At 59.9% G+C, this 26762-nt stretch carries 25 protein-coding genes; 10 read left to right on the forward strand and 15 right to left on the reverse strand.

Annotated features, from left to right (window positions below):
- Positions 1 to 65 precede the first annotated feature (65 nt).
- From ACYZTW_RS24435 to ACYZTW_RS24455, 5 genes are all read left to right on the forward strand, one after another.
- On the forward strand, positions 66 to 1400 hold the full coding sequence (locus tag ACYZTW_RS24435; RefSeq protein WP_462002141.1) for a TRZ/ATZ family hydrolase: 1335 nt from the start codon (positions 66 to 68) through the stop codon (positions 1398 to 1400).
- 57 nt (positions 1401 to 1457) lie between these two features.
- Positions 1458 to 2156 carry a bifunctional 2-polyprenyl-6-hydroxyphenol methylase/3-demethylubiquinol 3-O-methyltransferase UbiG gene (gene ubiG, locus ACYZTW_RS24440; protein WP_462002142.1) on the forward strand — a complete coding sequence of 233 codons (699 nt, stop codon included), beginning with the start codon at positions 1458 to 1460 and terminating at the stop codon, positions 2154 to 2156.
- Positions 2157 to 2160: 4 nt separating this feature from the next.
- Positions 2161 to 2832, forward strand: coding sequence for an N-acetylmuramic acid 6-phosphate phosphatase MupP (gene mupP / locus ACYZTW_RS24445; protein ID WP_462002143.1), 672 nt, complete (start codon positions 2161 to 2163; stop codon positions 2830 to 2832).
- A gap of 210 nt (positions 2833 to 3042) precedes the next feature.
- A complete protein-coding gene (locus ACYZTW_RS24450) occupies positions 3043 to 3783 on the forward strand; it encodes a YciK family oxidoreductase (protein WP_462002144.1) in 741 nt (246 codons plus the stop codon).
- Between the two features lie 374 nt (positions 3784 to 4157).
- Positions 4158 to 5084 (forward strand): GGDEF domain-containing protein, encoded by a 927-nt coding sequence (locus tag ACYZTW_RS24455; RefSeq protein ID WP_462002145.1) that lies wholly within the window; start codon positions 4158 to 4160, stop codon positions 5082 to 5084.
- A 48-nt stretch (positions 5085 to 5132) separates the two neighbouring features.
- Here the strand turns inward: ACYZTW_RS24455 and ACYZTW_RS24460 are convergent, their stop codons facing one another.
- The 4 genes from ACYZTW_RS24460 to ACYZTW_RS24475 form a co-directional block, all read right to left on the reverse strand.
- Positions 5133 to 7007, reverse strand: coding sequence for an MFS transporter (locus ACYZTW_RS24460; protein ID WP_462002146.1), 1875 nt, complete (start codon positions 7005 to 7007; stop codon positions 5133 to 5135).
- A 98-nt stretch (positions 7008 to 7105) separates the two neighbouring features.
- Positions 7106 to 8257 (reverse strand): TDT family transporter, encoded by a 1152-nt coding sequence (locus ACYZTW_RS24465; RefSeq protein WP_462002147.1) that lies wholly within the window; start codon positions 8255 to 8257, stop codon positions 7106 to 7108.
- A 105-nt stretch (positions 8258 to 8362) separates the two neighbouring features.
- Positions 8363 to 8674 carry a cupin domain-containing protein gene (locus ACYZTW_RS24470; protein WP_462002148.1) on the reverse strand — a complete coding sequence of 104 codons (312 nt, stop codon included), beginning with the start codon at positions 8672 to 8674 and terminating at the stop codon, positions 8363 to 8365.
- A gap of 42 nt (positions 8675 to 8716) precedes the next feature.
- Entirely contained in the window at positions 8717 to 9910 is a 1194-nt protein-coding gene (locus ACYZTW_RS24475) for an MFS transporter (RefSeq protein ID WP_462002149.1), read from the reverse strand.
- A 91-nt stretch (positions 9911 to 10001) separates the two neighbouring features.
- Between ACYZTW_RS24475 and ACYZTW_RS24480 the strand changes: the two genes are divergently transcribed.
- Both ACYZTW_RS24480 and ACYZTW_RS24485 read left to right on the forward strand, forming a co-directional pair.
- Entirely contained in the window at positions 10002 to 10541 is a 540-nt protein-coding gene (locus tag ACYZTW_RS24480) for a TetR/AcrR family transcriptional regulator (protein WP_462002150.1), read from the forward strand.
- Between the two features lie 250 nt (positions 10542 to 10791).
- Positions 10792 to 14262, forward strand: a complete 3471-nt coding sequence (locus tag ACYZTW_RS24485) for a hybrid sensor histidine kinase/response regulator (protein ID WP_462002151.1) — start codon at positions 10792 to 10794, stop codon at positions 14260 to 14262.
- A 113-nt stretch (positions 14263 to 14375) separates the two neighbouring features.
- On the opposite strand, the gene ACYZTW_RS24490 is transcribed toward ACYZTW_RS24485, so the two are convergent.
- Together ACYZTW_RS24490 and ACYZTW_RS24495 are read right to left on the reverse strand one after the other, a co-directional pair.
- Entirely contained in the window at positions 14376 to 15740 is a 1365-nt protein-coding gene (locus tag ACYZTW_RS24490; RefSeq protein ID WP_165353327.1) for a DNA recombination protein RmuC, read from the reverse strand.
- 175 nt (positions 15741 to 15915) lie between these two features.
- A complete protein-coding gene (locus ACYZTW_RS24495) occupies positions 15916 to 16239 on the reverse strand; it encodes an SEL1-like repeat protein (RefSeq protein ID WP_080931979.1) in 324 nt (107 codons plus the stop codon).
- 999 nt (positions 16240 to 17238) lie between these two features.
- On the opposite strand from ACYZTW_RS24495, the gene ACYZTW_RS24500 reads away from it, so the two are divergent.
- The 3 genes from ACYZTW_RS24500 to ACYZTW_RS24510 all read left to right on the forward strand — a co-directional run bounded on the left by ACYZTW_RS24500 (position 17239) and on the right by ACYZTW_RS24510 (position 19653).
- Positions 17239 to 17463, forward strand: a complete 225-nt coding sequence (locus tag ACYZTW_RS24500) for a hypothetical protein (protein WP_007898912.1) — start codon at positions 17239 to 17241, stop codon at positions 17461 to 17463.
- A gap of 275 nt (positions 17464 to 17738) precedes the next feature.
- On the forward strand, positions 17739 to 18221 hold the full coding sequence (locus ACYZTW_RS24505) for a hypothetical protein (protein ID WP_462002152.1): 483 nt from the start codon (positions 17739 to 17741) through the stop codon (positions 18219 to 18221).
- A gap of 145 nt (positions 18222 to 18366) precedes the next feature.
- Positions 18367 to 19653 (forward strand): OmpP1/FadL family transporter, encoded by a 1287-nt coding sequence (locus tag ACYZTW_RS24510; RefSeq protein ID WP_462002153.1) that lies wholly within the window; start codon positions 18367 to 18369, stop codon positions 19651 to 19653.
- A gap of 89 nt (positions 19654 to 19742) precedes the next feature.
- Here the strand turns inward: ACYZTW_RS24510 and ACYZTW_RS24515 are convergent, their stop codons facing one another.
- The 9 genes from ACYZTW_RS24515 to ACYZTW_RS24555 all read right to left on the reverse strand — a co-directional run bounded on the left by ACYZTW_RS24515 (position 19743) and on the right by ACYZTW_RS24555 (position 26754).
- On the reverse strand, positions 19743 to 20294 hold the full coding sequence (locus ACYZTW_RS24515; protein ID WP_462002154.1) for a glutathione peroxidase: 552 nt from the start codon (positions 20292 to 20294) through the stop codon (positions 19743 to 19745).
- Positions 20295 to 20349: 55 nt separating this feature from the next.
- Positions 20350 to 20472, reverse strand: a complete 123-nt coding sequence (locus ACYZTW_RS24520) for a hypothetical protein (protein ID WP_008148682.1) — start codon at positions 20470 to 20472, stop codon at positions 20350 to 20352.
- Entirely contained in the window at positions 20469 to 21677 is a 1209-nt protein-coding gene (locus ACYZTW_RS24525) for an MFS transporter (protein ID WP_462002155.1), read from the reverse strand. Before ACYZTW_RS24525 ends, ACYZTW_RS24520 begins: the two co-directional genes overlap by 4 nt.
- Before the next feature lie 52 nt (positions 21678 to 21729).
- On the reverse strand, positions 21730 to 22134 hold the full coding sequence (locus ACYZTW_RS24530) for a MarR family winged helix-turn-helix transcriptional regulator (protein WP_033055842.1): 405 nt from the start codon (positions 22132 to 22134) through the stop codon (positions 21730 to 21732).
- A gap of 140 nt (positions 22135 to 22274) precedes the next feature.
- Positions 22275 to 23009 carry an adenosylcobinamide-GDP ribazoletransferase gene (locus ACYZTW_RS24535; protein WP_462002156.1) on the reverse strand — a complete coding sequence of 245 codons (735 nt, stop codon included), beginning with the start codon at positions 23007 to 23009 and terminating at the stop codon, positions 22275 to 22277.
- Between the two features lie 2 nt (positions 23010 to 23011).
- A complete protein-coding gene (gene cobC / locus ACYZTW_RS24540) occupies positions 23012 to 23587 on the reverse strand; it encodes an alpha-ribazole phosphatase family protein (protein WP_462002157.1) in 576 nt (191 codons plus the stop codon).
- Positions 23584 to 24639, reverse strand: a complete 1056-nt coding sequence (cobT, locus tag ACYZTW_RS24545) for a nicotinate-nucleotide--dimethylbenzimidazole phosphoribosyltransferase (RefSeq protein ID WP_462002158.1) — start codon at positions 24637 to 24639, stop codon at positions 23584 to 23586. Before cobT ends, cobC begins: the two co-directional genes overlap by 4 nt.
- On the reverse strand, positions 24636 to 25157 hold the full coding sequence (gene cobU, locus ACYZTW_RS24550) for a bifunctional adenosylcobinamide kinase/adenosylcobinamide-phosphate guanylyltransferase (RefSeq protein ID WP_462002159.1): 522 nt from the start codon (positions 25155 to 25157) through the stop codon (positions 24636 to 24638). Before cobU ends, cobT begins: the two co-directional genes overlap by 4 nt.
- Positions 25158 to 25293: 136 nt before the next feature.
- Positions 25294 to 26754: a cobyric acid synthase gene (locus tag ACYZTW_RS24555; protein ID WP_462005835.1), complete on the reverse strand. Its 1461-nt coding sequence runs from the start codon at positions 26752 to 26754 to the stop codon at positions 25294 to 25296.
- Positions 26755 to 26762: the final 8 nt, after the last annotated feature.

Raw genomic sequence — 26762 nt, forward strand, 5'->3', positions numbered from 1 at the left:
TCCCCCTGCTAAGACGCTCGGGTATACTTCGCCATCCTTTACAAAAGCTCTGGAACCGACTCTCGATGCCGAACACTGCCGCTGCGCTCGACCTGTTATTGCTGCCGACCTGGCTGGTACCCGTCGAACCCGCTGGCGTTGTCCTCAAAGAGCATGCACTGGGCATCCGTGACGGGCGCATTGTCTTTATCGGCCCGCGCGCCGCAGCACTGAAGCTTAACGCAACCGAAGTTCGTGAGTTGCCGGACATGTTGCTCTGCCCTGGCTTGATCAATGCCCACGGTCATGCGGCGATGACGCTGTTCCGTGGCCTGGCCGATGATCTGCCCCTGATGACCTGGCTGGAAAACCACATTTGGCCGGCCGAAGCCAAGTGGGTCGATGAAGCTTTCGTCCGTGACGGCACTGACCTGGCGATCGCCGAGCAGATCAAAGGTGGCATCACTTGTTTCTCTGACATGTATTTCTTCCCGAAGGTTGCCAGCGAGCGCGTCCATAACAGCGGTATTCGCGCGCAAATCGCGATTCCGATCCTCGATTTCCCGATCCCGGGCGCCAGCACGGCGGATGAAGCCATTCGTCAGGGCGTCGAATTGTTTGGCGATCTCAAGCACCACGAGCGCATCAAAGTCACCTTCGGTCCCCACGCACCCTACACCGTGGGCGACGAGACTCTGGAGAAAATCCGGGTGATCGCCGAGGAACTGGACGCCTCGATCCATATGCACGTGCATGAAACTGCTTATGAAGTGCAGCAGTCCGTCGAGCAGCACGGCGAGCGCCCGTTGGCCCGGCTCGGGCGCCTGGGTTTATTGGGACCGCGCTTTCAGGCCGTCCACATGACTCAGATCAGCGATGAAGACCTAGTGTTGCTGGTAGAAAGTAACACCAATGTGATTCATTGCCCGGAGTCGAACCTGAAGCTGGCCAGCGGGTTCTGCCCGGTGGAGCGCTTGTGGCAGGCTGGCGTCAATGTGGCGGTCGGCACCGATGGCGCGGCCAGCAACAATGACCTGGACTTGCTCGGCGAAACCCGCACCGCCGCTTTACTGGCCAAAGCCGTCGCCGGCTCGGCCACTGCGCTGGACGCCCATCGCGCCCTGCGCATGGCCACACTCAACGGCGCCCGCGCGCTGGGAATTGAATCCGAAGTGGGATCGCTGGAAGTCGGCAAAGCGGCAGACATCGTCGCATTCGACCTCTCCGGCCTGGCGCAGCAACCGATCTACGACCCGGTTTCGCAGCTTATATATGCCACCGGGCGTGATTGCGTGAAACACCTTTGGGTCGCCGGCAAGCAACTGCTCGACGACCGTCGCCTGACCCGCCTGGATGAAGAACAGCTCTGCGCCACCGCCAAGGCCTGGGGCCAGCGCATCAGCGGCCATACCGAATTGTAAGCACCCCGGACCAATCACCGGGGCAACAGGATTTTTCAAGTTTTAGAGGACTTAACCATGAGCAACGTCGACTACGCCGAAATCGCCAAATTCGAAGCCCTGGCCCATCGCTGGTGGGACCGCGAAAGCGAGTTCAAACCGCTGCACGACATCAACCCGCTGCGGGTCAACTGGATTGACGAACGGGTCAACCTGGCGGGCAAGAAAGTCCTCGACGTCGGTTGCGGCGGCGGCATTCTCAGCGAAGCCATGGCCCAACGCGGTGCTACCGTCATGGGCATCGACATGGGCGAAGCGCCGCTGGCGGTCGCGCAACTGCATCAACTGGAATCCGGCGTGAGCGTCGAATACCGGCAGATCACCGCCGAAGCGCTGGCAGAAGAAATGCCCGAGCAGTTCGACGTGATCACGTGCCTGGAAATGCTCGAGCACGTGCCGGACCCATCCTCGGTGATCCGCGCCTGCTTCCGCATGGTGAAACCCGGTGGCCAGGTGTTCTTCTCCACCATCAACCGCAACCCGAAGGCGTACTTGTTCGCCATCGTCGGCGCGGAATACATCATGAAGCTGCTGCCGCGCGGCACCCACGATTTCAAGAAATTCATCCGCCCGTCAGAACTCGGCGCCTGGAGCCGCATGGCCGGCCTGACCGTCAAAGACATCATCGGCCTGACCTACAACCCGCTGACCAAGCACTACAAACTGGCCTCCGACGTGGACGTCAACTACATGATCCAGACCCTGCGCGAGGAGTAAGCCGATGCGTATCAGAGCAGTTCTTTTCGACATGGACGGCACCCTGCTCGACACCGCGCCGGACTTCATTGCGATCTGTCAGGCGATGCGCGCCGATCGCGGCTTGCCGCCGATGAACGACAAACACATTCGCGACGAGATCTCCGGCGGCGCCAAGGCGATGGTCGCCGTGACCTTCTCCATGGACCCGGAATCACCGGGTTTCGAGGAATTACGCCTGGAGTTTCTGGAGCGTTACCTCGCCGGTTGCGCGGTTCACAGCAAACTCTTTGACGGCATGGGCGAATTGCTGGCCGACATCGAGAAGGCCAACCTGATCTGGGGCGTGGTCACCAACAAGCCGCTGCGGTTCGCCGAGCCGATCATGCAACAGCTTGGCCTGGCCGAGCGCTCGGCGCTGTTGATCTGTCCGGACCATGTGAAGAACAGCAAACCGGACCCAGAACCGCTGATCCTGGCGTGCAAGATGCTCGACCTGGACCCGGCCAGCGTGCTGTTTGTGGGTGATGACCTGCGCGATATCGAATCCGGTCGCGATGCCGGCACCAAGACGGCCGCCGTGACCTATGGCTACATTCACCCGGACGATAACCCGCGACATTGGGGCGCGGATGTGGTGGTCGATCATCCGCTGGAGTTGCGCAAAGTAATCGATAGCGCCCTGTGTAGCTGCTGACCTGATGGTTTGCCGCGAACATTGTGGCGAGGGGATTTATCCCCGCTGGGTCGCGAAGCGGCCCCAAACCGGTCATTGCGGTGGGTCAGATACGCTGCATGCAATGATTTACGACTGCTGCGCAGCCGAACGGGGATAAATCCCCTCGCCACGGCAAGCTCCCTCGCCACAAGTGCGACGCCTGCCTACAGAATTGTTGTGAGGTTTCTTATGTTTGATTATTCCGCCCGCCCTGAATTGCTCAAGGACCGGGTCATCCTGGTCACCGGTGCTGGCCGTGGCATCGGTGCTGCCGCCGCAAAAGCCTTCGCTGCGCACGGCGCCACCGTGCTGTTGCTGGGCAAGACCGAAGCCAACCTGACTCAGATCTACGACGAAATCGAAGCCGCCGGCCATCCACAACCGGCCGTGATCCCGTTCAATCTGGAAACCGCCCTACCCCATCAATACGATGAACTGGCAGCGATGATCGAAACCGAATTCGGCCATCTCGACGGTTTGCTGCACAACGCGTCGATCATTGGCCCGCGTACACCGATCGAGCAGCTGTCCGGCGAAAACTTCATGCGCGTCATGCACGTCAACGTCAACGCCATGTTCATGCTCACCAGCACCCTGCTGCCGCTGCTCAAGCTGTCTCAGGACGCCTCGGTGGTATTCACGTCCAGCAGCGTCGGCCGCAAGGGTCGTGCGTATTGGGGCGCTTATGGCGTGTCCAAGTTCGCCACCGAAGGCTTGATGCAAACCCTGGCCGACGAAGTCGACACCGTGGCACCGGTGCGCTCCAACAGCATCAACCCGGGCGCCACCCGCACCAGCATGCGTGCCCAGGCGTACCCGGGTGAAAACCCGCTGAACAACCCGACGCCCGAGGAGATCATGCCGGTCTACCTCTACCTGATGGGCCCGGACAGCACTGGCATCAACGGCCAGGCGTTCAACGCTCAGTAACGCCCGCGCGTCGCTTTTGTGCCGCGACGACTTCCCGTCGCGGCACTCAAAGTGCCTCGTAACCACACCCATTACACGTCAAACAACTGTCATAGAAATCGGCGACAGATTTCAAACACAGCTCAATACTTTGATTTAGAACGCTTTTTATTCGACTGAACCGAATGGCACGACTTTCGCTCTAAATTTGCTCAGACACGCAGTGTGAAAGCAGACAGGGCGGACGCCTGAGCCGATGGTTTCTAATCGTCGGCAAAGCGGACTAAACTTGCGCCAAACGTCCTACGGGACTGATGGACCAGTATGACGCGCAGCCCAAAGCCGCTCTCACCCAGCCTGTAAGACAGCCTTACTGCTTAGGGGCGCACGCCATAATGAAATCACCATCCCAGACCAACGCAATTGACTTCGATAGCGCCAAATTGCAACGCCTGGGCTTTGGTCAGCAGCCTTCCCCTCTGGAGAGGCCCGTCAGCCTTGCGCAACTGCGCCAGCAACTGAGCCTGCAGCTGCAAACCAGTCTTGAGCCGCAACGCATTCTCGGGCTCTTCTTCCGTGAGATTCAGCGACTTGTACCGCTCGACGCCTTGACTTACGAGCACACGTCCAGCAACTTGCGCCTGGAGTTCGGCCTGCGCGGTCATCATTCGATCAGCTACAGCCTCAGCCATGAAGGCGAGCATCTGGGTGAACTGGTGTTCCGCCGCAATCAGCGGTTCAGCGAACAGGAACAAGGCAATCTAGAGTCGTTGCTGTCCGCATTGCTGTATCCGATGCGCAATACCCTGCTCTATCGCGCCGCCACCCAAAGTGCCTTGCGTGATCCGCTCACGGACACCGGCAACCGCATCGCCATGGATCAGACCCTGCAACGGGAAATCGAGATGTCGCGTCGGCACCTGCAACCCCTGTCGCTGCTGATGCTGGACATCGATCACTTCAAACACATCAACGACACCCATGGACACAGCGCCGGCGATGACGTGCTCAAGGCCGTAGCAGCCTCGATCAAAAGCCAGTTGCGCAACGTGGACATGGTCTTCCGGTTTGGTGGCGAAGAGTTCCTGATCCTGCTGTCCAACACGAGTCGTGAGGCGGCAGCCTTGGTCGGCGAACGGCTACGATTTGCGGTGCAGGCAGAGGATTATTCGGCCGACGGCCATTCGATCGAGCTGACGGTCAGCCTTGGCTGCTCGACGCTATTGCCCGGCGAGTCTGCCGACAGCCTGTTGCGGCGGGCCGACAGTGCGCTGTATGTAGCCAAACGCGAGGGACGTAACCGATTGGCAATGGCGGGCTAACATCCGCCAGAGCGGGCTCGCTGGCGCAGCGGCCCGCATCGACAGGTATTAGCGGGTAGCGCCGCGTAGCTCCCCCACCAAACCTTGCAGTCTGGCCGGTTCTGCCGCTTCAACCGCGACCGAGGGCCCTGCCACCAGCGTCACCCGTGACAACAACCGGCGAAACACGCCCTTTTGCGGATCGCGGCTGAAGAAACTCCCCCACAAGCCCTGCAATGCCAGCGGAATCACCGGCACCGGCGTCTCCTCGAGGATCCGCGTCACCCCGCCCTTGAACTCGTTGATCTCGCCATCGGCAGTCAATTTTCCCTCAGGGAAGATGCACACCAACTCGCCGTCCTTCAGATACTGAGCAATGCGCGTGAACGCTTTTTCGTAGATCTGAATGTCTTCCTGACGCCCCGCGATCGGAATGGTCCCGGCCGTGCGGAAAATGAAGTTCAGGACTGGCAAGTTGTAGATCTTGTAATACATCACAAAGCGAATCGGCCTACGCACCGCGCCGCCAATCAGCAAGGCATCGACGAAGGACACGTGATTGCACACCAGCAACGCCGCGCCTTCGTCGGGAATCAGCTGCAGATTGCGATGCTCCACGCGGTACATGGAATGGCTGAGCAGCCAGATCATGAAGCGCATGCTGAACTCGGGGACGATGCTGAAGATGTAGGCGTTGACGCCGATGTTCAGCAGCGACACCACCAGGAACAACTGCGGGATCGACAGCTTGACCAGGCTCAGCAAGACGATCGAGACAATCGCCGAGACCACCATAAACAGCGCGTTGAGAATATTGTTGGCAGCGATTACCCGCGCCCGCTCATTCTCGGGGGTACGCGACTGAATCAGCGCGTACAGCGGCACGATGTAGAAACCGCCGAACACCCCAAGCCCCAGAATGTCGATCAACACCAACCAAGCGTGGCCGAAACCCAGGATTTCGATCCAGCCATGGCCTGTTACGCTGCCCGGAATTCCACCGGAATGCCACCACAGCAGCAAACCAAATACCGTCAGACCGAACGAGCCGAACGGCACCAGACCGATCTCGACTTTGCGGCCGGACAGTTTCTCGCAGAGCATCGAACCGAGTGCGATACCCACCGAGAACACCGTAAGAATCAGCGTCACCACGGTTTCGTCGCCGTGCATCCACTCCTTGGCATAGGCCGGGATCTGCGTCAGATAAATAGCCCCGACAAACCAGAACCACGAGTTGCCGACAATCGAACGCGACACCGCAGGGGTCTGCCCCAAGCCGAGTTTCAACGTGGCCCAGGACTGGCTGAAAATGTTCCAGTTCAGGCGCATTTCCGGGGAGGCGGCCGCAGCCCGTGGAATGCTGCGACTGGCCAGATAGCCGAGCACCGCAACACCGATGATCGCCGTGGAGACGATCGGAGCGTAATGACTGGACGACATCATGATCCCGGCACCGATGGTTCCGGCGAGGATCGCCAGGAAGGTGCCCATTTCCACGAGGCCGTTGCCACCCACCAGCTCTTCGTCACGCAAGGCCTGGGGCAGGATCGAGTATTTCACCGGCCCGAACAGCGCCGAGTGAGTGCCCATGGCGAACAGCGCCACCAGCATCAGCGACAGGTGATCGAACATGAAACCGACTGCGCCGACCGCCATGATGGCGATTTCACCGAGCTTGATCAGACGGATCAACGCATCTTTGGCGAACTTCTCCCCAAACTGCCCAGCCAGCGCCGAGAACAGAAAGAACGGCAGAATGAATAGCAGCGCACACAGGTTGACCCAGATCGAGCGGTCACCCTCGATAGTCAACTTGTAGAGAATGGCGAGAATCAGCGACTGCTTGAAGATGTTGTCGTTGAACGCCCCGAGCGACTGCGTGACGAAAAACGGCAGGAAGCGCCGGGTGCGAAGCAAGGTGAACTGTGAGGGGTGACTCATCTTCCATGTGTCCCTGATGTTGGGTAGAGAGTGGCGTGGAGGCAGTTATTGGAATATCCAACGACGATCCAGGCCACACATTACCTAAAACTTGCAGGTTATTTCTTTAATCCTGCAATGCACGGCGAGACAAACAACTCACCCCGCCAGGCGCCCTGCACTGTCCGTTTGGCGACGATCAGCCACATCACCGCCAGCAACACCACCAGCACGCAACCGAAGGCACTGAAAAACGTCAGGTTCAGGGTGCTGGCCAGTTTCAACGTTGCCAGAGAATAGACGCCCAACGGGAAGGTGAAGCCCCACCAGCCGAGATTGAAAGGAATACCGACACGCAGATAACGCAGAGTGATGAGCACCGCAATCAGCATCCACCACAGACCAAAACCCCACAGGGTGATCCCGGCCACCAACCCCAGCCCTGCGGCGATTTCACCGATGCCCGGCAGACCGTTGGCAGCAAAGATCGCCGGCGCGTCGGCGCCCAGCAGCAACATGCCCAGCGCCCCGGTGCCGATCGGGCCAAGTGCCAGCCAGCTGGAGGCGGCCATGTTTTCGTGGGGCAGTTTATGCAGTGCCATGCGCAGCAATAGAATGGTCAGAATGCTGAACGCCACCGGTAGGGAAAAGGCCCAGAGCACGTAGCTGGTCACCAGTACCACCAGTTGCGAGTGGGCATCGGCCAGGTGCGGCGCCAACAGACCACCGCTGGCGGCCGCCACTTCCGCCGCCACCACCGGTAACAGCCAGACGGCAGTCATCTGGTCGATGCTGTGTTCCTGACGGGTGAACATCAGGTAGGGAATCAGCACGCCGCACGCCACAGACATCGCCACATCCAGCCACCACAGCACCTCGGCGACAGGAATCACGCCCTCGCCCCAACGCGGCAGACCGAACAACAGAAAACCATTAATGATGGTCGCCAGGCCCATGGGGATGGTGCCAAAAAACATCGAAACCGTGGAGTGGCCGAAAATCCGCCGCGCCTCATCAAAAAACAGCGCCCAACGCGCCGCGTATACCGCCGTGAACAAAACGAACAACACGATATTGAACAACCAAAGGGCTTCGGCAATCGCGTGCAAACCAGCATTTGCGCCAGGCAGCTGCGCCAGTGCCAACGCCAGCACACCGGTGCCCATGGTGGCGGCGAACCAGTTCGGCGTGAACTGGCGGATGACTTCACGCGGATGCTGCAAATGACTGAAGGGTTTGAAACCGGCCGGGGCGGTGTTAGGGCATGTCATGGTGAGCTCCTGTCCTCTGTTGAGGTGGAGCTCATGGTAGATCTGAATCGAATATCGATATAACGGGTAATATCTCTAACTGTTATCTGTTTTGCAGATATAGCATCAAACGCTGCCTTCAGTCTCGATCACCAGGATTCTCGCCGCACCTTGCGGATGGGCAACGTGTTCGGTGCCGACGTCGGCATAAAAGATGTCTCCTACACCCAACACCACTTCTTTCTCCTGACCTGCTTCGCGATAACGCATCTGCACGACGCCATCCAACACCACGAACACTTCTTGCCCATCATTGATGTGCCATTTATAGGGCTGATCGGTCCAGTGCAAACGCGTGGTGATGCCGTTCATGTTGGCGATATCCAAAGCGCCCCAGGCACGGTCAGCGGTGAAGGATTTGCTGCGGATGATTTTCATGCGTCGGTCCGTCGAAATGAATGGCGGCGCCAAGGCTAGCGGTCATCGCACATCGACGCCACAGACTTTCACGGCCCCCTGACGCATCAATGCGAACAGAGCGCCGACCGAGAGAATAATTAGCACCGCGCCGTAACCATCGGTTGTTGCCACCAGCCCAAAGGTGCGGGTCAAGTTCCCGGCCAGCAACGACGGCAAGCAGAACGCCAGATAACTGAGTACATAGTAAGCCGACATTAACCCCGCCCGCTCATGGGGCAAGGCCAACGGCACGACGCTGCGCAATGCACCGAGGAAACCGGCGCCGAAACCGCAACCGGCCACCAGCGTCCCGACAAAAAACAGCGGCAGACTGGCGCTGTGTACCGCCATCAGAATCAGCGCGACGCCGGCGGGCAGCAGACTGCCGCCCAATCGCAACACCTGGTCGGCCGGCCGATTGCGCAAGGTGTAGATCATCAACGCGCCGGTCACCGTCAACACAGCCACCGTCGCACCGCCAATCAGATTTGAGGTCGATCCGGTGGCCGTGCGAACCAGAGACGGCGCCAAAGAGGCATAAAAACCTCCGAGCGCCCACACCGCGATATTGATCGGCAGCACCAACCATAACGCGCGTCGCGCCTGGATCGGCACATGCAGGGTCGGGCGCAGTGAGGCCCAGGCTCCCGGTTGCTGACTGACGCTTTCCGGCAAGCGCCAGACGTACAGTGCCTGCATCACAAACAGTGCGAGCAACACCCAATAGGTCAACTGCAACGGCAGTGGTGCAAACTCGGCCAACAAGCCGCAGCCCATGGCACCCGACGCCATGCCCAGCAACGGCGCAACACTGTTGACCAGCGACCCTTGCTGGCGATCAGTGTCCAGCAGCGCCGCACTCAATACGGAAGTGGCCATCCCCGTAGCAAAACCTTGAAGCACTCGTGCGCTGATCAACCAGGCGACACTGTCGGCATTGATAAACAGCACCATCGCCAACATGTTCAACATCACAGCGGTAAAAATCACCGGTTTGCGCCCCAGGTGATCCGAGAGCGAACCGACCGTGAGCAATGCCGCCAGCAAGCTGATGGCGTACACGCCGAAAATCAGGGTCAGGGTCGCTGCCGAGAATTGCAGGTGCTCCTGGTACAAGTGATACAGCGGCGTCGGCGCGGTGGAAGCGGCAAGAAAACTGAGTAAGGTGATCGCCAGAAACCACAGGCTTGAACGTTTAGACGCTGAACTAGACATGGGCACACTCCACAAAAGCTAACTTTTTGCTTTTGCGGAGTGTGCGACTGGCCAGCGCTTAAAGCAAACTCTTTGTGTTAAGGTCCGATGCATGGCAATAAAAGAAGGATTACGCCCGGGCGGTCGCAGTGCACGGGTGCAAGAGTCGGTTCATTCGGCAGTCCGCGATCTCCTTGAAGAGCAGGACCGTGCGTCCGTGACCGTCCCGCAAATCGCCGCGCGCGCTGGCGTCACGCCGTCGACCATCTACCGGCGCTGGGGCGATTTGTCGGTGTTGTTGGCGGACGTCGCCCTCGCCCGCATGCGCCCCGAGGGCGAGCCGGCCAATACCGGCAGCCTGCGCGGTGACGTGCGCGCCTGGGCCGAGCAGTATCTGGACGAGATGAGTTCCGAACCCGGCCGCAATATCTTGCGCGACGTGCAATGCAGCACCACGCCAGCCCTTTGCGCGACGATCATTGGCGGGCAGTTACAGACGATTCTGGATCGTTACCCCGATCAGCCGAAGCCGAACGTTGATCGGCTGATTAACATGGTGGCGGCGCCGACGGTGTTTCGGATCCTGTTTTCAGCGGCGCCGCTGGAGGTTGAGGAATTGCATCGGTTGATCGAGATTGCTTTGAATCAGTGACGACCCCTTCGCGAGCAGGCTCGCTCCCACAATTGATCTCAGGTGTTCACAAATAATGTGTCCACTGGAGATCTAATGTGGGAGCGAGCCTGCTCGCGAAGAGGCCCGAGAGAACACTGTAAATCCAACTGATACAAAGCCTGCGACACCCCGCCGCGCCGCGACCTTGGTCGACACTGACTAACCCCTGCCATCGTGCGAGACTGTCTGTCCGGGCGCGAATCCCGGGTGTCTTTTGTCTGGAGTTCCCATGTCGCTGTCCAGCGGGCTGATCGCCGCCGTTGCCCTGGCCTATATGGCCATCATGTTCGCCATCGCCTTCTACGGCGACCGTCGCAGCACGCCGTTGCCGCCGCGAGTGCGCGCCTGGGTGTACAGCCTGTCGCTGGCCGTCTATTGCACCAGCTGGACCTTCTTTGGCGCCGTGGGCCAGGCCGCCGAACAGCTCTGGTCTTTCCTGCCGATCTACCTCGGGCCGATCCTGCTGCTGGTGTGCGCGCCGTGGGTCCTGCAAAAAATGGTGATGATCAGCAAGCAGGAGAACATCACCTCCATTGCCGACTTCATCGCTGCGCGCTATGGCAAATCCCAGTCGCTGGCGGTGGTGGTGGCGCTGATCTGCCTGGTCGGCGTGTTGCCCTACATCGCGTTGCAGCTCAAGGGCATCGTGCTTGGGGTGAACTTGCTGATCGGCGCCGGTGCCGACGCCATGGGCACGCGCGCCCAGGACACGGCGCTGATCGTGTCGCTGGTACTGGCGCTGTTCACCATCGTCTTCGGTACCCGCAACCTCGACGCCACGGAACACCACCGCGGCATGGTGCTGGCGATTGCGTTCGAATCGCTGGTCAAGTTGTTCGCGTTTCTCGCGGTCGGCGCGTTCGTGACCTACGGCCTGTACGACGGTTTCGACGACCTGTTTGACCAGGCCATGCTTGCCCCGCGCCTGGAAGAGTACTGGAAGGAAACCATCAACTGGCCGTCGATGGTGGTGCAGACCGGCGTGGCAATGATGGCAATCATCTGCCTGCCCCGGCAGTTTCACGTGACCGTGGTGGAAAACATCGACCCTCAGGATCTGCGCCTGGCCAAATGGGTGTTTCCGGCCTATCTGGCGCTGGCGGCGCTGTTCGTCGTTCCTATCGCCCTCGCCGGTCAGATGCTGCTGCCGAGTTCGGTAATCCCGGACTCGTTTGTCATCAGCCTGCCGCTGGCCCAATCCCATCCTGCCTTGGCGATGCTGGCGTTTATCGGTGGCGCCTCGGCGGCGACCGGCATGGTGATTGTCGCCAGCGTGGCGTTGTCGACCATGGTCTCCAACGACATGCTGTTGCCATGGTTGCTGCGACGCAACAACGCCGAGCGGCCGTTCGAAGTATTCCGCCAGTGGATGCTCTCGGTACGCCGAGTGAGCATTGTGGTGATTCTGCTGTTGGCCTATGTCAGTTATCGCCTGCTCGGCTCGACGGCGAGCCTGGCGACCATCGGCCAGATCGCCTTCGCCGCCGTGACCCAACTGGCCCCGGCCATGCTCGGCGCGCTGTACTGGAAACAGGCCAATCGTCGCGGTGTGTTCGCCGGTCTGGCTGCCGGGACGTTCCTGTGGTTTTACACCTTGATCCTGCCGATTGCCGCCAACAGCCTCGGCTTGTCCTTGAGCAGTTTCCCCGGTCTGGCCTGGTTGCACAGCAACTCGCTGCACCTGCCGATTACCCCGCTGACCCAAGGCGTGGTGCTGTCTCTTACGGGCAACTTCACACTGTTCGCCTGGGTGTCGGTGCTGTCACGTACGAGGGTTTCGGAACATTGGCAGGCGGGTCGCTTCATCGGTCAGGAAATCAGCGCCCGCCCCAGCGCCCGCTCGATGCTGTCGGTGCAGATCGACGATTTGTTGCAGTTGGCCGCACGCTTCGTCGGCGAAGAACGCGCCCGTCAAAGTTTTATCCGCTTCGCCTACCGCCAAGGTAAAGGTTTCAACCCGAACCAGAACGCCGACGGTGAATGGATCGCCCATACCGAACGTTTGCTGGCCGGTGTGCTGGGTGCTTCTTCGACCCGGGCGGTGGTAAAAGCCGCCATCGAAGGTAGGGAAATGCAACTCGAGGACGTCGTCCGAATCGCCGACGAAGCCTCGGAAGTGCTGCAATTCAACCGCGCGCTACTGCAAGGCGCGATCGAGAACATCACCCAGGGCATCAGCGTGGTCGACCAGTCGCTGAAACTGGTGGCCTGGAACCGGCGCTATCTGGAGCTGTTCAACTACCCGGATGGACTGATCAGGCTTGGCCGCCCGATTGCCGACATCATTCGCTACAACGCCGAACGCGGCCTGTGCGGCCCCGGCGAAGCCGAAGTGCACGTCGCCCGCCGCTTGCACTGGATGCGTCAGGGCCGCGCCCACACCTCTGAAAGACTTTTCCCCAATGGCCGTGTGATCGAGCTGATCGGCAACCCGATGCCGGGCGGCGGTTTCGTCATGAGTTTCACCGACATCACCGCGTTCCGCGAGGCTGAGCAGGCGCTGACCGAAGCCAACGAGGGCCTGGAGCGTCGGGTCACCGAGCGGACCCACGAACTGTCGCAACTCAACGTCGCCCTGACCGAAGCCAAGGGCACCGCAGAGTCGGCCAACCAGTCGAAAACCCGTTTCCTGGCGGCGGTCAGCCACGACTTGATGCAACCGTTGAACGCTGCGCGACTGTTCTCGGCCGCCCTTTCCCATCAAGACGACGGCCTCTCCGGTGAGGCGCAGAAACTGGTCCATCACTTGGACACTTCACTGCGCTCGGCCGAGGATCTGATCAGCGACCTGCTGGACATTTCCCGTCTGGAAAACGGCAAGATCAACCCTGATCCCAAGCCGTTCGTGCTCAATGAGATGTTCGATGTCCTCGGTGCCGAGTTCAAGGCGCTGGCCCGCGACCAGGGGCTGAAATTCCGTGTCAGGGGCAGTACGTTGCGCGTCGACAGCGACATCAAACTGCTGCGACGAATCCTGCAGAACTTCCTGACCAATGCCTTCCGCTACGCCAAAGGCCCGGTGCTGCTAGGGGTTCGCCGGCGCAAGGGCGAGCTGTGCCTGGAAGTCTGGGACCGTGGCCCGGGCATTCCGGTGGATAAACAGCGGGTCATTTTCGAAGAATTCAAACGCCTCGATAGCCACCAGACCCGTGCTGAGAAAGGCCTGGGGCTGGGCCTGGCGATCGCCGACGGGTTGTGTCGCGTGCTGGGTCATACCTTGCGCGTACGCTCCTGGCCGGGGCGCGGCAGCGTGTTCAGTGTCAGTGTGCCGTTGGCTCGGGCGCAATCCGCGATGCCGACCAAGGTCGTCGAACTCAATGGCAAATTGCTGAGCGGCGCGCAGGTGCTGTGCATCGATAACGAAGACAGCATCCTGATCGGCATGAACAGCTTGCTCACACGCTGGGGTTGTCAGGTCTGGACCGCGCGCAACCGCGATGAATGCGCGGCGCTGCTCAGCGATGGGATGCGACCGCAATTGGCGCTGGTGGATTACCACCTCGACCATGGCGAGACCGGGACCGAGCTGATGGCATGGCTGCGAACCCGACTGGGTGAGCCCGTGCCTGGGGTAGTGATCAGCGCCGATGGGCGACCGGAGATGGTGGCCCTGGTGCATGCGGCGGGGCTGGATTATCTGGCTAAACCGGTGAAACCGGCGGCGTTGCGGGCGCTGCTGAGTCGGCATTTGCCGTTGTAGCGCGACAGATTTGAGTCTTGTGGTGGTGCAGGCTCGCTCCCACATTGAACCGCATTCTATCTGGAAGAACTCGGACTAATGTGGGAGCGAGCCTGCTCGCGAAGCTTTTCGGCCTACTCCGGTAATTCTGCCAAGCCATCCACATCCGTCATCGCCCGCTCCAGCAAGTCTGCCGGCAAGCTCTTGCTCGCTCGTGCCCCAAGCAATTTAAGCTGCTCGCTACGGCTGACAAGATTGCCCCGGCCTTCTGTCAGCTTGTTGCGCGCAGAGCTGTAGGCTTTGTCCAATTGTTGTAGGCGATTGCCGACTTCATCCAGATCCTGAATGAACAACACGAACTTGTCGTACAGCCAACCGGCCCGCTCGGCGATTTCCCGGGCGTTCTGGCTTTGGCGCTCCTGCTTCCACAGGCTGTCGATGACGCGCAGGGTAGCCAGCAACGTGGTCGGGCTGACGATCACGATGTTGCGGTCGAAGGCCTCCTGAAACAGCGTCGGCTCAGCCTGCAATGCGGCGGAAAACGCCGCTTCGATCGGTACGAAAAGCAGGACGAAATCCAGGCTGTGCAAACCGTCGAGACGCTTGTAATCCTTGCCGGCCAGCCCTTTGACGTGAGTGCGCAGGGACAGCACATGCTGCTTGATCGCGATCTGGCCGATGGCATCGTCTTCGGCCGCGACGTATTGCTGATAGGCCGTGAGGCTGACCTTGGAGTCGACCACCACCTGCTTGTCGCCCGGCAGATAAATGATCACGTCCGGCTGGAAACGCTCACCGTCCGGGCCTTTGAGGTTGACCTGGGTCTGGTACTCGCGGCCCTTCTCCAGGCCCGCGTGTTCAAGCACCCGTTCAAGAATCAGCTCACCCCAGTTGCCTTGGGTTTTCTGGCCTTTCAAGGCGCGGGTCAGGTTGGTGGCTTCGTCGCTCAGGCGCAGGTTCAGCTGTTGCAGCCGCTCCAGTTCCTTGGCCAGGGAAAAACGTTCGCGGGCTTCAGCCTGATAGCTTTCTTCGACGCGCTTTTCGAAGGACTGGATGCGTTCTTTCAACGGATCGAGCAACTGACCGAGACGTTGCTGACTGGTTTCGGCAAAGCGCTGTTCGCGCTCGTCGAAGATTTTGCCAGCCAGCTCCGCGAACTGCGCTCGCAATTCGTCTCGCGAGCCCTGCAAGTCGTTGAGGCGCTGCTGATGGCTTTCTTGCTGCTCACGCAGCTCGGCGTTGAGCGAGGCGGCCTGGGCGTCCAGACGGCGCAACTCAGCCTCTTTGCCGGCGCGTTCCAGATTCCAGGCGTGGGCGGCATCGCGGGCGTCGTCACGTTCGATCTGCAGCAGTTCGACTTCACGGCGCACGGCGGCCAGGTCTGCCTGTTTGGCGGCGTTGGCCTGGCCCAGATCACCGATTTCATCGCGACAGGCTTCGAGTTGGGCGTTCAATCCGTCCTGGGCCAAATGGGCGGTGGCCAGACGCTCTTCCAACAGTGCAACGTCTGACTGCGTGGCGCTCGCTCGGCGCTGAAGTTGCCAGGCCAGTACCAATAACGGCAGCGCAGCGCCCGCCAGACCAAGCAATGCGCTGGTCAAGTCCATAGCCATAGCCACTCCTGCCAATGAAATAAAGCTTGAAGGTTAACCAAGGCGTCAGGTCTTGGACAGCTCAGTCTTCGATCAGACCCAGTTCCTGCTGGGCGCGCCGATCCCCTGCCCGCGCGGCCGAACGCAGAAGGTCCTGACCGATACGACGATCCCGGGCATTCCCGCATTCCCGGCACATCAGCTGACCGAGACGGCTTTGCGCGGCCACGACCCCTTCACGGGCCGGCTGCTTGAGCAAACGTCCGGCGAAGTGTTTGACGTTGGGGTTTTCGCCCAGACGCGGGCTGTCCAGCAGCCACTCGGCCACACGCATCGAAAAGCGCTTGGGCGGGGTAACGCTGGGAGGTGTGGAGGTTGCAGAGACTGATACGGAGCGAAACTTCATAAAGCACTGTGGGGCAGATCGGAAGGCGCGCCACTCTACTCTTTTTTTCTTACAGGTAAAGCCTAAAAAAACCCGGCACGCCCGTCCTAGAGCAAGCGCTCGGGACAATCCACAGAAGCTGTGGATAACTCAGTGGACAACCGCCTTTGAACTCTCGCAAAGCCCTATGGAATGGGGCTCGCAGTCAAACTGACGATTTTTTCACCAGTAAAAAAAAGCGATGTTTTTCATTGACTTAAATTTCGGTTACAGGCACCCACTGCGTTTGAAGGGAAGATGACAGCGGCGTGACAACCTGCGTGACTTATGTGCACAAGTACCTTCGAGGCAGTTATATCGATGCACTTTTACGACGCATTTTTTGCCTGACCCTGGGGATAAACCTTGGCAAACCCGTGATCCAGACTGGTCCTGGCCCGACGAACCTTGACTACCAATGGTCGGAATTTGTGCTATTACAGGGCAAGTCTGCGGGTCACGGCTTTTTCCGAGTGCCAATACGGACGTTGAATAAGGGTGTGCAGAGATTTTTTTTTGCTAACACACTTCCCTTCAGCAATTCAATCCGTTAGTATCCGCGGCGTTAGTACCAAGCTGAAAGTCAATTCTGGTCGAACAAATCCCCCCGGTCAGCCTTCCTCAAGGAAGCCTCCACCGATAAAGCGGGATCGACCACCTCGATGGTTTCCAGGTAAACCTTGCGTCAACACAGCCTTTGAATCGAAAGCAAAGGGTGTTGCGAAGCTCACTTACTCTGACCGAACCAACCTGCAAATTGATCAGGATCTTCACCCCGGGCCCAGAACCTTTGCCCTTGATGTGTTGCCTGCCCTCCTAAGTACCTACCTGCCAGCCCAAGCGCGCCAATTTATCAGCGCTTCAAACTGGCTGCTTTGTTCCAGTCGGGTTCTTCGTTCGACCAATGGTGGTCGTCGTCACTGGAACGTTTTAACTTTGCACGGTTCTTATCCGTGTCGCTTGTAGGAACACCCAATGACTATGTCTACTCAAATCCACACCCAGGATGCCATTCGCACCCTAACCAACGCTTTTGCACCAATGAACTGCCTGATCATGGCCGCTCGCAAAGGCTGCTTCAGCTTCACTCTGGTCAACGAACACGGCATCGCTCGTCACAGCGAACGTCTGTACCCCGATCAATACTCCAGCGCCGAGCCGCTGCAGGCCGTGATCGAGCGTACCCGTCAGGCACTGGTTGCCTGATACGCCAGAAAGACTGAAAACCTCAAAAGCCTCGCTTAAAAAGCGGGGCTTTTTATTGCCCGAAATTAGTCTTTTCACTGCCGCCGCCTAAGCACTAACCGATATAACGGTTATAACTCGCAGCCGGAAATATTTTAAAAACAGGCCTTTACGGCGCGAATATGACACTACACTTCAACTCAAGCGGCCTTGTTCCGCTTCCGGCGAGCCTGATTCGATTCACTGCTGCCAATGCCTTTCAGGTATCGCCGACCATTTCACGTTTCGAGGGCTTTATGGGTATCGCTGCCAGCGAACTGTGCCGTTATGTGATCCGCCCGACATTGATCTACCTCGGGCGCCATAGCGCAACTGCCGAATCCCTGCTGCTGGGCGTCGCCGCCAGCCAGTCAGCCCTTGGTACTGCCCTGCATGACCGCCGTGGACACGGCCTGTACCGAATCGCCGAACCCCGCCATCAGGCACTGTGGGACCACTACCTGGCACTCGACCCGGAACGCGCAAGCCTGGTTCGCGGCCTGGCCAGCCAACATGCTTTCCTGAGTGGTCCGCACCTCGAATTGACCGTTAACCTGCGTTACGCCACAGCCATCGCCTGGCTGCTGGTAGAAGAACAGAACACCCCGCTCCCCGAAGCAGACGACCTGCTGGGAATGGCCCGCATCTGGCGCCAGACCTTCCAGCCTCAAGGTCGCCTGAGAGACTTCACCTACGCCTGGCAAACCTGTGTATCACCGCTGAATCAGGTCGCCTGCTGATCTGCTGTTTCCACAAGATCGCGCAAATGCTGCGAATCTGGTCGGATTGTCCTACAAAACCGCTCTAAATCAAGCGATACAGCCTATGGCGCTGGGACGAAAATGTTGGTAATTTTCGCCCCGGTGATCACCAGGAGTTCTAATAATGAAAAAAGTAATGCTCAAAACCACCCTTAGCCTCGCCGTTACCTTGGCATCCACCCAGATCTTCGCAAGTGGCTTTGCCCTCAACGAACAAAGCATCAGCGGGATGGGGACAGGTTTTGCCGGGCGATCTTCATCTGCCGATGATGCAAGTACAGTTTTTGGCAACCCTGCCGGTATGGCCCGCCTCAAAGGCCAGCAAATCACTGGCGGTATCGCATCGATCGACGCCTCGACCGATATCAGCGATACCAGCGGCCGTTCAAGCGGAACCAACAAAGGCGATATGGTTCCGTTCACTACAGTACCGATGGGTTTCTATACCAATAAACTCAACGATGAATGGGCTATTGGTTTGGGTGTCTACGCTCCGTTCGGGCTGATCACCAACTACGAAAACGGCTTTCAGGGCCGCGCTTTCGGCAGCAAGAGCGAAGTCAAAGTCGTCACTCTGCAGCCAACCGTCAGCTACGCTTTCAACGATAAAGTTTCGATCGGTTTCGGCCCTACCATCAACCGGATTTCCGGCACCCTGGAATCGGACATTGCTCTCCCTATCCCCCGGACTGGTGACAACAATGTGGAGATCAAGGGCGACGATACGGCCTTGGGCTTTAACGCCGGCGTCCTGGTGCAAGCCACCGACACCACTCGCGTGGGCCTGACCTATCACTCGAAAGTGAACTACAAGCTCGACGGCCACACCGCTGTGACTACCGGCGCTGGCGTGCCACCTCAGCTGCTCAAATCCAACCGTTACGATGCCTCGCTGAAGATCGAAACACCTGAGTCCTATGACCTTTCCGTGACTCAAGATATGAATGATGCCTGGAAGCTCTATGCCGGTGCTACCTGGACTCGCTGGAGCCGCCTGAAAGACATCACGGTCAACAACGAAGGCGTAACCGCACTTAGCGGTGGTGCCCTCGCCCCACAAATCGTTGGTACCATCAAGGAAGACCAGAACTGGCATGACACCTGGGCCTACGCCGTGGGTACTTCCTACCAGCTGAACAAGCAGTGGGTACTGCGTACCGGTCTCTCCTTTGACCAGTCGCCCACCAACAACACTGATCGTTCGCCACGCATTCCTACCGGCGACCGGACCATCTTCAGTGTCGGTGCGGGCTTCAACCCAACCGACGACTGGACCATTGATGTGGCTTACTCTTACCTCAAGGAAGAATCTGTCACTGTCAACCGCGCTAACGCTTTGGGTCAGTCCTACAACGCCAAGTACGAAAACAGTGCGAACGGTTTCGGTGTTGGCGCGACCTACCGCTTCTGATGATTCACCGCGAGCCTGAACCACTCGCCACCTGAATTGAAAAAGCCCCGCGCTCTTGTACAGAGGCGGGGCTTTTTAACGGGCGTCGATCAGGGTTGCGAGGCCAGGGCTTTCTCCACCGCTTCGATGAACTCGGGGTCATCAGGCTTGGTCAGGCTGGAAAAACTGGCGATCACTTTGCCCTTGCGATCGACCACGTACTTGTAGAAGTTCCACTTCGGCGCGGTGCTCTGCTTGGCGATGATCTTGAACAAGTGGGTCGCGTCATTACCGCGGACTTTCTGCGGTTCCGTCATGGTGAACGTCACGCCGTAGTTCACGTAGCAGACCTTGGCAGTCTCTTCGTCATCCTTGGACTCTTGCTTGAAGTCATTGGACGGAACACCGATCACCTCCAGCCCCTGATCCTTGTAACGCTGATTGAGCGTCTCAAGGCTTTTGAACTGCGGGGCGAAACCACAGAAGCTCGCGGTGTTGACCACCACCAGCGGTTTGCCGGCGAAGCGCTGGCACAGGTCGATGGATTCCTTGGCGCGCAGCTTGGGCAACGAGCCTTGCAAAAGGTCCGGGCATTCGGCCGCTTGAGCCAATCCACTAAACGCTACCAGTAACGCGGGAACTGCAAGCCAGCGCATCAGCATGTCGGTGCATCCTCGAGAAATCGTCAAAAACGAAGTTACTCGCCCTCACATCCTGCTAGCAAGCACCCATGCCCAGTTGCATCAACGCCAGCCCGCCCTGATGCCAGCCCCACCACGACAGGGCCAGCAGCAAGGCGCAGACAGCGACAACAGCGATCCGCGGCCAGAGACTGTTCATATCGCACTCATCTGTGTTTGCAGACGCGCCACCGGCCGCTCACGCACCGGCCAGTTCAGGGCTGCGGCCAACAGGCTCAAGAGAATCGCTACTTGCCAGATCAAGTCATAGCTCCCGGTTCGGTCGTACACCACCCCGCCCAACCAGCCGCCGAGGAACGATCCGAGCTGGTGAAACAGGAAAACAATCCCACCGAGCATGGACAGATTTCGCACGCCGAACAAGGTCGCGACGGTGCCGTTGGTCAAGGGCACGGTCGACAGCCACAGGAAGCCCATCGCCATGCCAAACAAGTAAGCGGTGGTCGTCGTGACGGGCGCCCACAGGAACAACCCGATCACCACTGCCCGCAGCAGATACAGGCCAGTGAGCAAACGCGGCTTGGACATCCGCCCGCCGAGCCAGCCCGCCGTGTAGGTACCGAAAATATTGAACAGCCCGATCAACGCCAGCACCGTCGTACCGACGCTCGCCGGAAGATGCTGATCCACCAGATAAGCCGGCAAATGCACGCCGATGAATACCACCTGGAAGCCGCAGACAAAAAAGCCGAACGCCAGCAGCCAGAACCCCGAATGGGAACAGGCCTCGTGCAGTGCTTCGGACAGTGTTTGCTCATGGCCGAACACCGGCAGCGGTTTGTCCTTGAGCATGCTCACCAGCGGCACAATCAGCGCCACCAACAGGCCCAACACCAGCAATGCCGCGGACCAGCCGAGCCAGCCGATCAACCCCAGCGTGCCGGGCAACATGGCGAACTGGCCGAAAGAGCCAGCAGCGCTGGCGATGCCCATGCCCATGCTGCGTTTCTCTGGCGGCACCGCGCGACCGACCACGCCGAGGATCACCGAGAAGGAGGTGCCGGACAGACCGATGCCGATCAACAGGCCGGCACTCAGGGACAAGGTCACGGCGGAATCCGACAGGCCCATGAACACCAGGCCCAACGCATACAGGACACCGCCGACCAGCACCACTTTCGCGGCGCCAAAGCGGTCGGCCAGCGCGCCGGTGAAGGGTTGCGCCAGGCCCCAGATCAGGTTCTGCAAGGCAATGGCGAAGGCAAACGTTTCACGCCCCCAGCCGAACTCGGCACTCATCGGCGCGAGAAACAGCCCGAAGCCGTGTCTTACCCCCAAAGACAACGCGAGAATCAGCGCACTCCCCACCAAAACCCAACCGCAAGTACGCCACATCGATGTCATTCTTATTCTCCAGTAGCGGGTATATACCCGCTTAAGATCGGAAAAACCGGCATCACGCCAGTTCGTCCAGCAGTCGCAGCAAGGTTTCGCGTTTCTCGGCACCCAAACGGTCGATCAACCGCTGTTGCGCCGCTTCCCAGGCCGGCAAGGCCGCTTTGAGGCGTTCAACACCAGCCTCGGTGAGCATGACGATGCGGTTACGCATGTCTTCGCCCTCGACCAGCATCAGCAGGCCTTCGCCTTCCAGCACCCGCAGATTGCGCCCCAAGGTGCTGCGATCCAGCCCCATGGCCTCGGCCAACGTGGAAATACTCGGTTTATCCAGACGCTGCAGATTACACAGCAGAGAATACTGGGCAACGTTGATCCCGAAGCCGTCGAGAGCGCCGTCGTAATGCCTGCTGACGCCACGGGCGGCGCGACGCAGGTTGATGCATAAACATTGGGAGTCGAGCATGGTGCGTGTATATACCCGCGGTTAAATGAAAGCAAATTTTTGGATCATATTACCTGTAGGAGCAAGGCTTGCCCGCGATGAACGTTAACGCGGTTTCCCTGAAAGAACCGCAGCGCGGCCATCGCGAGCAAGCTTTGCTCCTACGGGACCAGGGCAACGCCCACCAGCAGCGCCATCTCAAGGATTTCCAGCAACGCCCCCGCCGTATCGCCCGTGGTGCCGCCCAATCGGCGCAGCATCACTTGCCGCAGCCAGACAAACACCAGCGCCGCCAGCACAACTGCCAACACGCCGCTAAGGCCGGCAATCAAAACACACGCCAACGCACTCACCGCCAACACCTGCTTGCCCGCCAAACGTGGCAGATGATCGGCCAGTGCTTGCCCCAAACCGCCGGCACGCACATAAGGCGTGGTCAGGAACAAGCCCAGCAGCGCGCTGCGCCCGATCAACGGAACAATGATCAGGACAACGGCGTGTTGCTGCTCGATCAATGCCAGTAACGCGGCGAATTTGAGCAGCAACACCAGCACCAGCGTTACGACCGCAATCGGCCCGCTGCGCGGGTCCTTCATGATCGTCAACGTGCGCTCTCGATCGCCGAACCCACCGAGCCACGCATCGGCGCTGTCGGCCAGGCCGTCCAGGTGCAAGGCGCCGCTGAGCAATACCCAAACCGTCAGCAGCAGCGCTGCGTGAAGCAACAACGGAGTGCCGAGTAACAGCCAGTTGAACGCCCACAAAATCCCGCCAAACAGCAGGCCGACCAGCGGATAAAACAGCAGCGACCGCCCCAACTCCTGTGGCGCCGGCATGCCCGGCAGACGAATCGGCAGGCTGCTCAAAAATTGCAGGGCGATCCAGAACGGCAACATGGTCAGATTGCTTCCTTTAACAACACGCCAGATTCGACCGACAGCGAAAACAACGCGCCATGCCCGACTTCGACGTTGAGCAACTGCTCACGAGGCAATCCCCGCGCCTGAGCCAGCAACAAGCGCATGACCCCGCCGTGACTGATCAGCAACACCCGCTCGCCGGCGTAGGCGGCATGCAAGCGCTCAACGGCCGCCAACACTCGCGTCGAAAAATCCACGACCGGCTCACCCTGAGGCGGCGTAAACGAATAAGGATCGGCCCAGAACAATCCCAATGCCTCGGCATCGGTGTCCATCAACGCCGCGGCGCTCTGCCCTTCCCAGGCGCCGAAGTGCAGCTCCTGCAGGTCTTTATCCAATTGCACCGGCAAACCCAGTTGCTCGCCGAGTTCTTCGGCGAACCGCGCACATCGCTGCAACGGCGAGCTGATCAAACGATCCCAAGGCCCCTGCTCGACCACCGCTGCGCGCATCTGCGCCCAGCCCTTTTCAGTCAGCGCATCGTCGAGGCTGCCGCGCAAACCGCCGCCGAGTTCGGTTTCGCCGTGGCGCAACAGGTCCAGGTGCAAGGTCATGCCGGACGGTCCGCCACGGCGGCCTCGGCGAAAGTCGCCATTTGCCCGTGAAGGTCACACGCCAGACGCAGCAACGGCACGGCCAACGCGGCGCCACTGCCCTCGCCCAGACGCAGGCCGAGGTCCAGCAACGGTTCGGCGTTCAGGGTTTCCAGTACATGACGATGACCCGGCTCGGCGCCGCGATGACCGAACAACAGCCACTGACGGCATTCAGGGTTCAAGCGCACCGCGACCAATGCCGCGACGCTGCAAATGAAACCGTCCACCAGCACCGCGACGCCTTCCTGGGCACACGCCAGATACGCGCCGACCAGTGCCGCGATTTCAAAACCGCCGAGGTTGAACAGGGTTTGCAGCGCATCGCCACGTTGAGCGCTGTGCAACGCCAAGGCGCGCTCGATAACCTGAGCTTTATGGCTGACACCCGCCGCATTCAAACCCGTGCCCGGCCCCGCCAGATGCACCACCGGGCAATCGAGCAAGGCACAGGCCAGCGCGCTGGCCGCAGTGGTGTTGCCGATGCCCATCTCGCCACCGATAAACAACTGCGCACCCGCCGCGATGGCGCGCTGCACGCTATCGCTGCCGGCCTGCAAAGCGAGTTCGCCCTGAGCCGAGGTCATGGCCGAACCTTCGACGAAATTCGCCGTGCCCGGGCCGATGTTCAAGTGACGCACACCCGGCAAATTCAACGACGGCGTCACCGTGCCAAGGTCGACCACTTCCAGGGATGCCCCGAGTTGCCGCGCCAACACGCTGATCGCCGCCCCACCGCTGACGAAGTTGTGCAGCATCTGCCCGGTGACTTCCTGGGGAAATGCCGACACCCCTTCAGCGACCACGCCATGGTCACCGGCAAAAATCGCGATCCACAGATGATCCAGTCTCGGCTTGACCTGCCCCTGCAGCCCGGCCAATTGCACGGCCACCGACTCAAGCCGACCGAGGGAGCCGGCCGGCTTGGTCAGCTGCTGTTGACGGGCCTCAGCCTGCTCGACCGCTTGAGCATCGATCGGTTTGCACGGGTTCAGCCACCAGGATTGAGTCATAACGCAGTTCCTTTCAAAGTCAGGGGCAGGCCGGCGACGGTCAGGACGACCCGCTGACAACGCTCGGCCAAAGCTTGATGCAGCCAACCGGCTTCATCGACATAGCGGCGAGTCAATTCGCCCAGCGGTACGACACCCATTCCGGTCTCGTTGCTGACAAAAATGATTTCACCCGGCAACGACGCCAGGCAGTCCAGCAACGCATCACGTTCGGCCGACAGACGCTCGGCATCGTCGAGCATCAGCAGGTTGGTCATCCACAACGTCAGGCAATCCACCAGCAGACAGCGTTCGGTACTGGCGGTTTCGCGCAGGACGCGGGCGAGTTCCACCGGCTCTTCGATCAACGCCCATTCGGCTGGACGACGGGCGCGGTGATGGGCCACCCGCTCGTTCATTTCACCGTCGAGGGGTTGGCTGGTGGCGATGTAGGTCACCGCCAGATCGCTGTCGGAGGCGAGTTTTTCGGCCAGGCGACTTTTGCCGGAACGGGCGCCGCCGAGGATCAGTTGCAGCATGGTTCATTCCTTAAATGTGCGGTGAGACGACTTCCGTCTTCGCGAGCAGGCTCGCTCCCACAGGTGATCGCATTCCCAATGTGGGAGCGACGGTGCGACGATTCGACCTGCTCGCGAAGAGGACATCAAATTCACCCTAAAACCCGCAGAGTTCACGCAACAGCCGGGTATCCAGATGCTTCTCCACCAGATCCGCCAGCCGCTCGATATCGCGCTCACGCAACGCGTGATAATCCACTTCTTGCACAGCCTGCAAACCTGCCCAGCGCAACAGCGCACTGCACGCCGCGGGCGATTCAAACAGCCCATGCAGATAGGTGCCGAAAATCTGCCCGTCCACGCTTTGCGCACCGTCGCAGCGACCGTCGTCCAGCTGCACCGCGGCGTTTTCCAGCGCCGGCCCGGTAGTCACGCCAGCATGAATTTCATAGCCGCTGACCGCCGCGTCTTCCAGTGCCAGACGCCCGCGCACATTGCGCAGTTGCTTCTCTTCTTCGAGCTGGGTTTCGAACGCCAACAAGCCCAGACCGGCGCTGGAGCCCGGTGCACCTTCGAGGCCCAGCGGGTCGTGTACCTGCTCGCCGAGCATTTGCAAACCACCGCAAATGCCCAGCACTTTGCCGCCATAACGCAGATGACGACTGATCGCGGTGTCCCAGCCATTGGCCCGTAGATACACGAGGTCGCTGCGCACGCTTTTTGAACCGGGGAGAATTATCAGGTCGGCCGGCGGAATTGCCTGACCGGGGCCGACGAATTGCAGATCCACCTGCGGATGCAAGCGCAGCGGATCGAAATCGGTGTGGTTGCTGATGCGCGGCAGTACCGGCACTATCACTTTCAGCACATGGTCGGCCTTGTCGGTCTGACGCTGGTCGATGCCGTCCTCGGCTTCCAGGTGCAGGTCCATCACATAAGGCAGAACGCCGATCACCGGTTTGCCGGTGCGCGCTTCCAACCAGTCGAGACCCGGTTGCAGCAAAGCGATATCGCCGCGAAACCGGTTGATGATGAAGCCTTTGACCCGCGCCTGCTCGCTGGGCGACAGCAGTGCCAGCGTGCCCACCAGATGCGCGAAAACCCCGCCGCGATTGATGTCGGCAATCAACACCACCGGGCAATCCACCGCTTCGGCAAAACCCATGTTGGCGATGTCGCCGGCACGCAGATTGATCTCGGCCGGCGAACCCGCGCCTTCGACCATGACCACCGGATACGCCGCGCTCAACCGTTCATGTGAGGCCAGCACTGCTTGCATGGCGATGGCTTTGTAGTCGTGATACGCGACCGCGTTCATTGTGGTGACCGCGCGACCATGGATGATCACTTGAGCGCCGGTGTCGCTGTTGGGTTTGAGCAGCACCGGGTTCATGTCGGTGTGCGGCTCAAGGTTGGCGGCCTGAGCCTGCACCGCTTGCGCACGACCGATCTCGCCACCGTCGGCGGTCACGGCACTGTTGAGCGCCATGTTCTGCGGCTTGAACGGCACGACGCTCACACCCTGACGCGTGACCCAGCGGCACAACGCCGTTACCAGCGTGCTTTTACCAGCGTCGGACGTAGTGCCCTGCACCATCAAAGTGGCGCCCTGCACCATCAACGTAG

The sequence above is a fragment of the Pseudomonas sp. LB3P25 genome (genome assembly GCF_054897985.1).

Excerpts from the sequence above, each read along its gene's own strand:
- ACYZTW_RS24435 (WP_462002141.1), top strand. The coding sequence starts at position 66 with ATGCCGAACACTGCCGCTGCGCTCGACCTGTTATTGCTGCCGACCTGG.
- ubiG (WP_462002142.1), top strand. The coding sequence starts at position 1,458 with ATGAGCAACGTCGACTACGCCGAAATCGCCAAATTCGAAGCCCTGGCC.
- mupP (WP_462002143.1), top strand. The coding sequence starts at position 2,161 with ATGCGTATCAGAGCAGTTCTTTTCGACATGGACGGCACCCTGCTCGAC.
- ACYZTW_RS24450 (WP_462002144.1), top strand. The coding sequence starts at position 3,043 with ATGTTTGATTATTCCGCCCGCCCTGAATTGCTCAAGGACCGGGTCATC.
- ACYZTW_RS24455 (WP_462002145.1), top strand. The coding sequence starts at position 4,158 with ATGAAATCACCATCCCAGACCAACGCAATTGACTTCGATAGCGCCAAA.
- ACYZTW_RS24460 (WP_462002146.1), bottom strand. The coding sequence starts at position 7,007 with ATGAGTCACCCCTCACAGTTCACCTTGCTTCGCACCCGGCGCTTCCTG.
- ACYZTW_RS24465 (WP_462002147.1), bottom strand. The coding sequence starts at position 8,257 with ATGACATGCCCTAACACCGCCCCGGCCGGTTTCAAACCCTTCAGTCAT.
- ACYZTW_RS24470 (WP_462002148.1), bottom strand. The coding sequence starts at position 8,674 with ATGAAAATCATCCGCAGCAAATCCTTCACCGCTGACCGTGCCTGGGGC.
- ACYZTW_RS24475 (WP_462002149.1), bottom strand. The coding sequence starts at position 9,910 with ATGTCTAGTTCAGCGTCTAAACGTTCAAGCCTGTGGTTTCTGGCGATC.
- ACYZTW_RS24480 (WP_462002150.1), top strand. The coding sequence starts at position 10,002 with ATGGCAATAAAAGAAGGATTACGCCCGGGCGGTCGCAGTGCACGGGTG.
- ACYZTW_RS24485 (WP_462002151.1), top strand. The coding sequence starts at position 10,792 with ATGTCGCTGTCCAGCGGGCTGATCGCCGCCGTTGCCCTGGCCTATATG.
- ACYZTW_RS24495 (WP_080931979.1), bottom strand. The coding sequence starts at position 16,239 with ATGAAGTTTCGCTCCGTATCAGTCTCTGCAACCTCCACACCTCCCAGC.
- ACYZTW_RS24500 (WP_007898912.1), top strand. The coding sequence starts at position 17,239 with ATGTCTACTCAAATCCACACCCAGGATGCCATTCGCACCCTAACCAAC.
- ACYZTW_RS24505 (WP_462002152.1), top strand. The coding sequence starts at position 17,739 with ATGGGTATCGCTGCCAGCGAACTGTGCCGTTATGTGATCCGCCCGACA.
- ACYZTW_RS24510 (WP_462002153.1), top strand. The coding sequence starts at position 18,367 with ATGAAAAAAGTAATGCTCAAAACCACCCTTAGCCTCGCCGTTACCTTG.
- ACYZTW_RS24515 (WP_462002154.1), bottom strand. The coding sequence starts at position 20,294 with ATGCTGATGCGCTGGCTTGCAGTTCCCGCGTTACTGGTAGCGTTTAGT.
- ACYZTW_RS24520 (WP_008148682.1), bottom strand. The coding sequence starts at position 20,472 with ATGAACAGTCTCTGGCCGCGGATCGCTGTTGTCGCTGTCTGCGCCTTG.
- ACYZTW_RS24525 (WP_462002155.1), bottom strand. The coding sequence starts at position 21,677 with ATGACATCGATGTGGCGTACTTGCGGTTGGGTTTTGGTGGGGAGTGCG.
- ACYZTW_RS24530 (WP_033055842.1), bottom strand. The coding sequence starts at position 22,134 with ATGCTCGACTCCCAATGTTTATGCATCAACCTGCGTCGCGCCGCCCGT.
- ACYZTW_RS24535 (WP_462002156.1), bottom strand. The coding sequence starts at position 23,009 with ATGTTGCCGTTCTGGATCGCCCTGCAATTTTTGAGCAGCCTGCCGATT.
- cobC (WP_462002157.1), bottom strand. The coding sequence starts at position 23,587 with ATGACCTTGCACCTGGACCTGTTGCGCCACGGCGAAACCGAACTCGGC.
- cobT (WP_462002158.1), bottom strand. The coding sequence starts at position 24,639 with ATGACTCAATCCTGGTGGCTGAACCCGTGCAAACCGATCGATGCTCAA.
- cobU (WP_462002159.1), bottom strand. The coding sequence starts at position 25,157 with ATGCTGCAACTGATCCTCGGCGGCGCCCGTTCCGGCAAAAGTCGCCTG.
- ACYZTW_RS24555 (WP_462005835.1), bottom strand. The coding sequence starts at position 26,754 with ATGGTGCAGGGCGCCACTTTGATGGTGCAGGGCACTACGTCCGACGCT.